This is a genomic window from Aquabacterium sp. (assembly GCF_048860245.1).
GTDB lineage: Bacteria > Pseudomonadota > Gammaproteobacteria > Burkholderiales > Burkholderiaceae_C > Aquabacterium.
The window spans coordinates 1-10835 of the sequence record NZ_JBLIZW010000106.1; the positions used below are offsets into that span (position 1 = coordinate 1).

A 10835-nucleotide genomic window follows, 5' to 3' on the forward strand; every position below is an offset into this window, starting at 1 on the left:
TGGATCCCAAGATTTACCCGATCGCCGACGACCAGCAGTTCGCTTACGAGTTGCTGGCCGAAGAGAAGGTGTTGATCGTGCAAGGCACGGGCTTCAACTGGGCTCACCCGGACCACTTCCGCTTGGTCTTCCTGCCCAACAGCGATGACCTGGCTGAGGCCATCAACCGCATTGCCCGCTTCCTGGAGGGGTATCGCAAGCGTCACGGCACCGCCACGGTGTGATGCCACGCTGCTGACCCTGAAACCCCAATTTTGAATGTGTTGTGCCGCCCACGAGGCGGCGCGCTGCGAGAGAAGAGAACCTTATGAGCCAAGAACAACTGCGTCCTGTCAAAGTCGGTCTGCTGGGTATCGGTACGGTCGGTAGCGGCACCTTCACGGTGCTGAGCCGCAACCAGGAAGAAATCCGCCGTCGCGCTGGCCGTGGCATCGAGATCGCCATGGTGGCTGACCTGAACGTCGAGCGTGCCAAGGAAGTCGTGGGTGACGCAGCGCAGGTGGTCAATGACGCGCGTGCCGTGATCGCCAATCCCGACATCGACGTGGTGGTCGAGCTGATCGGTGGCTACGGCATTGCCAAGGCTCTGGTGCTCGAGGCCATTGCCGCAGGCAAGCACGTGGTGACTGCCAACAAGGCTCTGCTGGCTGTGCATGGCACCGAAATCTTTGCAGCCGCCCGAGACAAGGGCGTGATGGTGGCGTTTGAAGCAGCGGTGGCCGGTGGCATTCCCATCATCAAGGCCCTGCGTGAAGGCCTGACCGCCAACCAGATCCAGTGGGTGGCCGGCATCATCAACGGCACCACCAACTTCATCCTGTCCGAAATGCGTGACAAGGGCCTGGACTTCGATGTGGTGCTGAAAGAAGCGCAACGTCTGGGTTACGCCGAAGCCGATCCCACCTTCGATATCGAAGGCGTGGACGCTGCACACAAGGCGACGCTGCTGAGCGCCATTGCGTTCGGTATTCCCGTGCAGTTCGATAAAGCGCACGTGGAAGGCATCACCAAGCTGTCCGCCACCGACATCAAGTACGCTGAGCAACTGGGCTACCGCATCAAGTTGCTGGGCATTGCCCGTCGCCGCGACAACGGTGTGGAGTTGCGCACCCACCCCACGCTGGTGCCAATGAAGCGCCTGATCGCCAATGTGGAAGGCGCCATGAACGCCGTGCTGGTGCAAGGCGATGCCGTGGGCACCACCATGTACTACGGCAAGGGTGCGGGCTCTGAGCCCACCGCTTCCGCAGTGGTGGCCGACCTGGTGGACATTGCTCGCCAGATTGCCGCACCGGCTGCTTCGCGTGTGCCGGCGCTGGCCTTCCAGCCTGACGCCATGTCGACCCTGCCCATCCTGGCGCTCGACGAAGTCGTGACCTCGTTCTACCTGCGTCTGCGCGTGGCCGACAAGGCCGGCGTGCTGGCCAAGATCACCGGCATCCTGGCTGAGCAAGGCATCAGCATCGACGCTGTGATCCAGCGCGAAGCCGACGAGGTGAGCGGTGAGGGCGGCAACCAGACCGACCTGATCATCCTGACGCACGACACCAAGGAAGGTGCCATGAACACGGCCCTGGCCGCCATGCAGGCCCTGCCCACCGTGCTGGCCCCCATCGTCAAGCTGCGCAAGGAAGAGCTGGCCTGATCGCCGCTGCTGGAGTGACCATGAAATACATCAGTACCCGCGGCGACAAGACCGAACGCCACTTCTGCGAGATCCTGCTCGAAGGCCTGGCCCCGGATGGCGGCTTGTACCTGCCCGTGTCCTATCCCAAGGTGGACGACGCCACGCTGACCAAGTGGCGCGGCCTGAGCTACGCCGAGTTGGCGTTTGAAGTGCTGTCGCTCTACATCGACGACATCCCAGCCGCTGACCTGAAAGACATCACGGCACGCACCTACAACAAGTCGGTGTATGGCTTTGACGAGATCACGCCTCTGAAGCCGCTGGAGCCTGGTCTGGCACTGGAAGCCCTGTCCAATGGCCCCACGCTGGCCTTCAAGGATATGGCCATGCAGTTGCTGGGTAACCTGTTCGAATACGAGCTGGGTCGCCGTGGCGAGCAACTCAACATCCTGGGCGCCACCTCGGGTGACACCGGCAGCGCGGCAGAGTACGCCATGCGCGGCAAAAAGGGCGTGCGCGTCTTCATGCTCTCGCCCAATGGCCGCATGAGCCCGTTCCAGCAGGCCCAGATGTTCAGTCTGCAGGACCCCAACATTCACAACCTGGCGGTAGAAGGCGTGTTCGACGATGCGCAAGACATCGTCAAGGCGGTCTCGAATGACCTGGAGTTCAAGCGCAAGTACAAGATCGGTACGGTCAACTCGATCAACTGGGCCCGTCTGCTGGCCCAGGTGGTTTATTACTTCGCGGGCTACTTCTACGCGACCAAGTCGAACGCCGAGAAGGTCAGCTTCACGGTGCCGTCGGGCAACTTCGGCAACGTCTGCGCCGGTCACGTGGCCCGCATGATGGGCTTGCCGGTTGACCAGTTGGTCGTGGCCACCAACGAGAACAACGTGCTTGACGAGTTCTTCCGCACGGGTAGCTACCGTGTGCGTGGCAGCGCCGAGACGTATGAAACCTCGTCGCCCTCGATGGACATCTCCAAGGCCTCGAACTTCGAGCGCTTTGTGTTCGATCTGTTGGGCCGTGACGGTGCCCGCGTGAAGGCGCTGTTCAAGGACGCGATCGAGCAACAGGGTGAGTTCCACCTGTCGGCCGACGAGTTCGCCAAGGTGGCCAACTACGGTTTCGTGTCGGGCACCAGCAAGCACAGCGACCGCCTGGTCACCATCAAGGACACTTTCGAGCGCTTTGGCGTGATGATCGACACCCATACGGCCGACGGCCTGAAGGTGGCGCGTGAACACGTGAAGCCAGGTGTCACCATGCTGGTGCTGGAAACGGCTTTGCCAGCCAAGTTCGCTGACACGATTGTGGAAGCCACGGGTCGTCAGCCTGAGCGTCCTCACTGGATCAAGGGCCTCGAAGGTCTGGAGTCGCTGCCCAAGCGTTTCGTGGTGGTGCCCAACAGCGCCCAAACGGTCAAGGACTACATCACCCAGCACTGCAACGACTGATCGATCGTTGAGCACCGGGTAGACCTACGAGGAGTGTCGCAATGGCGGCCGCTTTCAAGCCTTTGATGCCCTTGGACGAGGCTTGGTCTCGTCTGTCGGCTGCGGTGGTTGACCACCTGGGGCAGCAGCCCCTGTCGACCGAGTCGGTGGACAGCTTTGATGCCCTCGGGCGGGTGCTGGCCGAGAGTCTGGTGTCCCCGGTGGACGTGCCACCGTTGGACAACAGCGCCATGGACGGCTACGCCGTGCGGGCTGCCGATCTGGCGCAGGCCGGTCAGGCTGGCGTGCTGGCTGCTGTGGTGACGCTGCCCAAGGCACAACGCATTGCGGCAGGACAGGTGGGGGCAGCCCTGCAACCCGGCACCTGTGCACGCATTTTCACGGGTGCGCCCGTGCCCGAAGGGGCCGATGCCGTGGTGATGCAGGAGCACACCACCGCCGATGCCACATCGGATACGGTTCGCTTCAACGAAGTCGTCAAGCTGGGCCAGAACATCCGTCGCCGGGGCGAAGACATCGCACAAGGCCAGACGGTGTTGCACGCAGGCGTGCGACTGAGCGCGGCGGCCATGGGTGTGGCGGCATCGGTGGGGGCTGCGCAACTGAAGGTGTTCAAGCGTCCCCGCGTGGGCGTGCTGACCACCGGCAACGAACTGGTGATGCCGGGCGATCCTTTGCCCCCTGGCGCCATCTACAACAGCAACCGCCACACCTTGCGGGGGCTGGTTCAGGCCACGGGGGCTGTGGCAAACGATCTGGGCGTGGTGCCGGACGATCTGGACACCACCCGTGCCGCCTTGCGTGCAGCGGCCGAACAAAGCGACCTCATCATCAGCAGTGGTGGGGTTTCGGTGGGCGAGGAAGACCATCTTCGCAACGCCGTGTTGGCCGAAGGCGGCTTGGATTTCTGGGCCTTGGCCATCAAACCGGGCAAGCCGTTTGTGTTTGGCTGGATCCGTCGTGCCGATGGCAGTCTTGCGCTGTACATGGGCCTGCCGGGTAATCCGGTGGCCAGTTTTGTGACCTTCCTCTTGCTCGTGCGCCCGGTACTGGGCGTGTTGGCGGGCGAGGGGTGGCACTTGCCACGTGCCACGTCGCGGGTGGCCAATTTCCATTGGCCCAAGCCCGACAAGCGCCGTGAGTTTCTGCGGGCTCGCCTGCAGGCCGATGGTCACGTGCTCATCCATCCCCATCAGGGGTCGGGTGTGCTGAGTTCAGCGGCCTGGTCCGAGGGCGTGGTGGACCTGCCACCCAACACTGCGGTGGCACCCGGTGACGTGGTTTCCTTCATTTCCATGACTGAGTTGCAGCAACCCGGCAGCTCGGCACTCCAGCCTTGAGTCTCAACATGACGGTCACGGTTCGTTATTTCGCTGCGGTGCGCGAACAATTGGGTGGGTCGGAATCCATCGATTGGTCCGCCACGTCCGCCCGCAATGTGGGCGCCTTGCGTGAGTGGCTCCAGACGCTGTCTCCAGCCCATGCTGCGGCGCTGGATGAGGCCAAGGGCCTGCGCATGGCGCGCAATCAGACACTGTGTGCTGCCGATGAGCCCCTGGCCGACGGCGACGAGGTGGCGTTCTTCCCGCCCGTGACGGGAGGCTGAAGTGAGTGCCGCCTTGTCCTCTGATCTGCAGGCGGCCTTGGCCTGTGTGATCGTCGGCCCGGACGATTTCGATCTGGGGGCCGAAGTGGCCGCTTTGCGTGCCGGCGACGGGCGCGTCGGGGCCGTGGTGAGTTTTGTGGGTACGGTGCGCGAGTGGCGTGAAGCGGGTGCCCCGGCGTCGGCCGCAGATGCTTCGGTCATGGAGTTGGAGCACTACCCCGGCATGACTGAGCGCAGCATTGCCGAAATCATCGTCGAGGCACGCCGCCGGTTTGAGGTCTTGGGCGTGAAGGTGATCCACCGAGTGGGCCCGCTGGCAGTCTGCGACCAGATCGTGCTGGTGGCGGTGAGTTCGGCCCACCGTGGTGAGGCCTTCCACTGCGCCGAATTCCTGATGGACTGGCTCAAGACCCAGGCACCTTTCTGGAAAAAAGAAAGCAGCGGGGGCGAGAGCAAGTGGGTCGATGCCCGAATCAGTGACGATGAGGCCGCCGCACGCTGGGGAGGATTAGCCACACCGAAAAACGCCCACATCGTGGCAGACTGACAGCCATGCAGTCGACAGACATCTTCACCTGTTATTCCATCTCTGGTGGTGGCTCCCTGGTGGGGCTGGGTTTGATGTCTCTGCTGCGTACGCGTCAGCCTCGGGTCAGGGAGGCTGTCAGCCTCTATCGGCTGGCTTTTGCTTGTTTGTCGGCCTTGTTACTGATTCAGTTTTGCCCAGAGGAATGGCAACGACCGATCAGCCAGTTTGCGATCGGTTTGGCCGTCTCTGGCGTGACCTTGCTTGCGTGGGCGTTCCGTCAGTTGAACGGGCGGCAGACCACCCCGTTGGCGGGCTGGGGCATCACCGGTTTGTTGACACTGGGCCTCTGGTTGGCCGCCTGGACGGGGTCTGACGGTCTGTTCACGCAGGCCATTGCCTTGGCGTTTGCGTTCATCAGCCTGTGGTTGTTGTTCGACCAAGGCTGGTTGATTTTGCGCAGCCCCCGGGTTGCGCGCAGTGAAATGAGCCTGCTCATCGTGGCGGCGGCATTTGCGGCGAACTGGTTGATTTCGCTCTGGTACGCCACCAACCGTGAAGGGCCGTATCCGGAGCACTGGCTCTATGCACCGACATGGTTGCTGCCTTTCACCGGCTTGAGTTTTGCACTGTTGCCCTTGGCGGTGGCAGCGTTGGTGTTTGCGATCATCAACGAGCGCTTGAACCAGCAGTTGAGAGCCCGCTCTTTGTCTGATGACTTGACAGGCGCATTGTCTCGCCGAGGTCTGCGGGAGTTGGGTCAACGCATGCTGTCCATGCTGCCAGCCGAGGGTAATCCGGTGGCGGTAATGATGATCGACATCGATCGCTTTCGTGCCATCAATCATCAATACGGGCATGAAGTGGGCGACGAGGTGCTGCGTGAGGTGACGCAGATCGTGCGAGATACCCTGCGGTTTGATGCCTTGTTGGCCCGGTATGGCGGCGAAGAACTGACTGCCATGCTGTCGGTGAAAAGCCGGCTGGAAGGACGCAGCCTGGCCGAATCGGTGCGGCAAGCGATCGAGAGCACACCGTGTCGCACGGCTGGTGGGCCCATCAAAGTGACCGCCAGCATCGGCCTGAGCTTCCTGCGTGCCGATGGATCACTGGAGGATGCTTTGGCGCGAGCGGATGTGCGCATGCACGAAGCCAAGCGGGATGGCCGCAATCGTGTCGGCGCCAGCGAGTTGACCATGGGCGTGCCCGCGCCCACCACCATCATTTGACTTGTCTCAAGTGCAGGCTGCAGGCGTCCGGTGGGGGGCTTGAAAAGCGCAACCGCTGCCCTATCTTCATGAGCAAACGGCTCCGAATCACGGGGCAACAGGAGTGCTCATGCGACTCGACAAACTCACAAGCAAATTTCAGGAAGCGTTGACCGAGGCTCAAAGCCTGGCGGTCACCCGCGACAACCCCTACATCGAACCGGCTCACATCCTGCTGGCCATGCTGCAGCAGGAAGACGGTCCCAAAGCCTTGCTCGAGCGCGCTGGCGTGAAGGTGGGCGCACTGGCCGCAGCCGTGTCCAAACAGATGGATCGACTGCCTCAGGTGCAGGGCGCCGAACAGGTGCAGGCCGGTCGCGACACCATCAGCCTGCTGCAAGGCGCTGAGAAGGAAGCCTACAAGGTGGGCGACCAGTACATTGCCAGCGAGATGTTCTTGCTGGCGCTGGCGGACCACAAAGGCGAAACCGGCGAGTTGGCCCGCGACCATGGTCTGACCCGCAAAGCTCTGGAAGCCGCTGTCAAGGCCGTGCGTGGAGATCAGAACGTGGACAACCCCGAAGCCGAAGGTCAGCGTGAAGCGCTGAAAAAATATACCCTGGACCTGACCGAACGTGCGCGCTCCGGCAAGCTCGACCCGGTGATTGGCCGTGACGAAGAAATCCGCCGCGCCATTCAGGTGTTGCAACGCCGCTCGAAAAACAACCCCGTGCTGATTGGTGAGCCTGGCGTGGGCAAGACCGCCATCGTCGAAGGCCTGGCCCAGCGCATCGTGGCAGGCGAGGTGCCGGATTCGCTCAAGAACAAGCGCGTGCTGGTGCTGGACATGGCCCTGCTGCTGGCCGGGGCCAAGTACCGTGGCGACTTTGAGGAGCGCCTGAAGAACGTCCTCAAGGAAGTGGCCAAGGACGAAGGCCAGACCATCATGTTCATCGACGAGATCCACACCATGGTCGGTGCGGGCAAGGCCGATGGCGCGATGGACGCTGGCAACATGCTCAAGCCCGCGCTGGCGCGTGGCGAGCTGCATTGCATCGGCGCGACCACGCTGGACGAGTACCGCAAGTACATCGAAAAGGATGCCGCGCTGGAGCGCCGCTTCCAGAAGATCATCGTGGATGAGCCCACGGTCGAGGCCACCATTGCCATCCTGCGCGGTTTGCAAGAGAAGTACGAAGTGCACCACGGTGTGGACATCACCGATCCGGCCATCGTGGCCGCCGCCGAGTTGTCCCATCGCTACATCACCGACCGCTTCTTGCCTGACAAGGCGATTGACCTGATCGACGAAGCGGCAGCCAAGATCAAGATCGAGCTGGACTCCAAGCCCGAGGTGATGGACCGTCTGGACCGTCGCATGATTCAGCTGCAGATCGAGCGTGAAGCCGTCAAGCGCGAAAAGGACGAGGCATCGGTCAAGCGTTTCGAGCTGATCAACGAAGAGATCGCCGTCCTGCAAAAGGAAATTGCTGATCTGGACGAGATCTGGAAGGCTGAGAAGGCGCAAGCGCAAGGCAGCCAAAGCGTGCGCGAGGAAATCGACAAGCTGCGTCAGAAGATCGATGAGCTGACCCGCAAGGGCGACTTCAACAAAGTGGCTGAGTTGCAATACGGCAAGCTGCCCGAGCTGGAAAAGCGCTTGCAAGAAGCGCAGGCCAAGGAAAACGCCAAGAAGGGCGGGGAATCCGGCCGTCCGACCTTGCTGCGCACGCAAGTGGGTGCGGAAGAAATTGCTGAAGTCGTGGCCCGTGCCACGGGCATTCCCGTGTCCAAGCTGATGCAAGGCGAGCGCGACAAGTTGCTCACGATGGAAGACAAGCTGCACGAACGTGTGGTGGGGCAGCAAGAGGCCATCGTGGCGGTGTCGGATGCCATCCGCCGCTCGCGTGCGGGCTTGTCAGACCCCAACCGTCCCTACGGCTCGTTCCTGTTCCTGGGCCCTACGGGCGTGGGCAAGACCGAACTGTGCAAGGCGCTGGCTGGCTTCCTGTTTGACAGCGAAGAGCACCTGATTCGCATCGACATGAGTGAGTTCATGGAGAAGCACTCGGTGAGCCGCCTGATCGGAGCGCCTCCCGGCTATGTCGGCTACGAAGAGGGCGGCACGCTGACCGAAGCCGTGCGTCGCAAGCCGTACAGCGTGGTCTTGCTCGATGAGGTTGAAAAGGCCCATCCGGACGTGTTCAACGTCTTGCTGCAGGTGCTGGACGATGGCCGCCTGACCGATGGCCAAGGCCGCACCGTGGACTTCAAGAACACGGTCATCGTGATGACCTCGAACTTGGGCTCGCACCACATCATGCAGATGGCGGGCGAGCCTGCCGAGACCATCAAGGATGCCGTGTGGGGTGAGGTGAAGCAGCACTTCCGTCCGGAGTTCTTGAACCGCATTGACGAGGTGGTGGTGTTCCACGCGCTGGATCAACAGCACATCGAGTCGATCGCCAAGATCCAGCTCAAGGGTCTGGAGGTGCGCCTGCACCAGATGGACATGGGCCTGGACGTGTCACCCGAGGCCTTGGCCGAGTTGGCCAAGGTGGGCTTCGACCCGGTGTTTGGTGCACGTCCGCTCAAGCGGGCCATCCAGCAGCGCATCGAAAACCCGGTGGCCAAGCTGATCTTGCAAGGCAAGTTCGGGCCGAAGGACGTCATCCCGGTGCAGGTGAATGCCGAGGGCGACTTCACCTTCGAGCGCACGGTGCACTGACGCTCAACGCTGGCGGGCGGGCAAGCGCCAGGTTTGTCCAATCGCCAGCACCCTGAAATCGTCCGGGCTGATGCCTTGACGATGCAAAGCCGAGGCGAGGGCTCTGGGTGGTTCGTCCAGAGCCTCGTCGGTCAACTGAAACGTGCCCCAGTGCACGGCCATGGCACGTTTGCAGCCCAGGTCCTGAAAGATCTGCACCGATTCCTCGGGGTTCACGTGCTGGTCTTTCATGAACCAGCGTGGTTCATAAGCGCCGATGGGCAACAGCGCCAGGTCAAAGCCGCCGCCTTGCTCGGGGGCGTGCTCGCGCGCAAAGTGCTGGCGGATGTCCACAAAGTCTTTGGAATAGGCGGTGTCTCCCGCAAAGAAGACGTGGCTGTCTGGCGAACACACCGCAAAACCGCCCCACAGGCTGCGCAGCGCATCGGTCGCGGTGCGTGCAGACCAGTGTTGCGCCGGCGTCAGGGTTACTGACAGGTGGTGCGACTGCTCGGTGGCGGCCAGTTCGTACCGGTCCCACCAGTCTAGTTCGATCACGCAGTGGATGCCGCGTCGTGCAAACCACTGCTTGTGACCCAAAGGGGTGATGAACAGGGGCGCGCCATGCACTTGCTGCGCGAGGTGCCGTAGCGAGGCCTCATCCATGTGGTCGTAATGGTTGTGAGACAGCAGCACCACGTCGATGTGCGGCAGTTGTGCCAAGTTCAGACCCGGGGGTGTCTGACGTTGAGGTCCCGCCCATTGCACGGGAAAGCATCGCTCGGAAAACACCGGGTCCGTGAGGATGTTGAGCCCGCCGATCTGCAGCAACACCGTGATGTGACCGATCCACGTGGCAGCGGGTTGCATGGCCACACCCGCTTGGGCATTGGCATGGATGAAGTCCAGGTCCGGCGCCACCACGGGAATGGGCTGGTTCACCGGCCGCGGATGCCCCGCGCGCCAGGCCTGCCATCGCCACCGCAGGATTTCGTGCCAGCGCTTGCCTCGGAACGATTGGTAGTTGTTCTGAAAGCCGTCAGGCCGGTGATGCTTCTTGGCAGGGTTGAAGTAGGGGTTCTTCATGGCGAGCAGCGACGGGGCAAAACAAAGCCCCGGCAGGCTTGACGCTTGACGGGGCTTGTGGGATCCGGTTCAGGTCACCGGGTTCCGTGTGGGCGCAGATCAGGCCACCGACACAGGGATTTTGCCAATCTTGGCTTGCCAGACCTTCGGCCCTTCGATGTGGGCGCTGGTGCCGCCGGCGTCCACGGCCACGGTCACAGGCATGTCGACCACGTCGAATTCATAGATGGCTTCCATGCCCAGGTCTTCAAAGCCCACCACCTTGGCGGCCTTGATGGCCTTGGACACCAGGTAAGCCGAGCCACCCACGGCCATCAGGTAAGCGCTCTTGGCGTCCTTGATGGCTTCGATGGCGGTGGGGCCACGCTCGGCCTTGCCGATCATGGAGATGAGGCCGGTCTTTTCCAGCATCATGTCGGTGAACTTGTCCATGCGGGTGGCGGTGGTGGGGCCAGCCGGGCCGACCACTTCGTCGCGCACCGGATCGACCGGGCCCACGTAGTAGATGACGCGGTTGGTGAAGTCCACGGGCAGCTTCTCGCCCTTGGCCAGCATGTCCTGGATGCGCTTGTGGGCGGCGTCGCGGCCGGTCAGCATCTTGCCGTTGAGCAGCAG

At 62.4% G+C, this 10835-nt stretch carries 9 protein-coding genes and 1 pseudogene; 8 read left to right on the forward strand and 2 right to left on the reverse strand.

The window, feature by feature from the left end:
* The 8 genes and pseudogenes from ACMV18_RS12025 to clpB all read left to right on the forward strand — a co-directional run.
* Positions 1-224 (forward strand): annotated as a pseudogene (locus ACMV18_RS12025) (aminotransferase); the annotation flags it as partial.
* A gap of 98 nt (positions 225-322) precedes the next feature.
* Positions 323-1645: a homoserine dehydrogenase gene (locus tag ACMV18_RS12030; RefSeq protein WP_374255607.1), complete on the forward strand. Its 1323-nt coding sequence runs from the start codon at positions 323-325 to the stop codon at positions 1643-1645.
* 20 nt (positions 1646-1665) lie between these two features.
* The gene (gene thrC, locus ACMV18_RS12035; RefSeq protein WP_420818039.1) at positions 1666-3087 is read left to right on the forward strand and encodes a threonine synthase; all 1422 of its coding nucleotides are present in this window, start codon (positions 1666-1668) and stop codon (positions 3085-3087) included.
* A 41-nt stretch (positions 3088-3128) separates the two neighbouring features.
* Positions 3129-4427, forward strand: coding sequence for a gephyrin-like molybdotransferase Glp (gene glp / locus ACMV18_RS12040; RefSeq protein ID WP_420818040.1), 1299 nt, complete (start codon positions 3129-3131; stop codon positions 4425-4427).
* An 8-nt stretch (positions 4428-4435) separates the two neighbouring features.
* Positions 4436-4693, forward strand: coding sequence for a molybdopterin converting factor subunit 1 (gene moaD, locus ACMV18_RS12045; protein WP_420818041.1), 258 nt, complete (start codon positions 4436-4438; stop codon positions 4691-4693).
* A gap of 13 nt (positions 4694-4706) precedes the next feature.
* Positions 4707-5240, forward strand: a complete 534-nt coding sequence (locus tag ACMV18_RS12050) for a molybdenum cofactor biosynthesis protein MoaE (protein ID WP_420818042.1) — start codon at positions 4707-4709, stop codon at positions 5238-5240.
* 5 nt (positions 5241-5245) lie between these two features.
* On the forward strand, positions 5246-6448 hold the full coding sequence (locus ACMV18_RS12055; protein WP_420818043.1) for a GGDEF domain-containing protein: 1203 nt from the start codon (positions 5246-5248) through the stop codon (positions 6446-6448).
* Positions 6449-6557: 109 nt separating this feature from the next.
* Positions 6558-9155: an ATP-dependent chaperone ClpB gene (clpB, locus tag ACMV18_RS12060; protein WP_420818044.1), complete on the forward strand. Its 2598-nt coding sequence runs from the start codon at positions 6558-6560 to the stop codon at positions 9153-9155.
* A 3-nt stretch (positions 9156-9158) separates the two neighbouring features.
* Here clpB and ACMV18_RS12065 read toward each other — a convergent pair whose 3' ends face one another.
* The gene (locus ACMV18_RS12065) at positions 9159-10220 is read right to left on the reverse strand and encodes an MBL fold metallo-hydrolase (RefSeq protein ID WP_420818045.1); all 1062 of its coding nucleotides are present in this window, start codon (positions 10218-10220) and stop codon (positions 9159-9161) included.
* 99 nt (positions 10221-10319) lie between these two features.
* Positions 10320-10835: fumarate hydratase C-terminal domain-containing protein (locus ACMV18_RS12070; RefSeq protein WP_420818047.1), on the reverse strand; the 516-nt coding region annotated here is incomplete at its 5' end.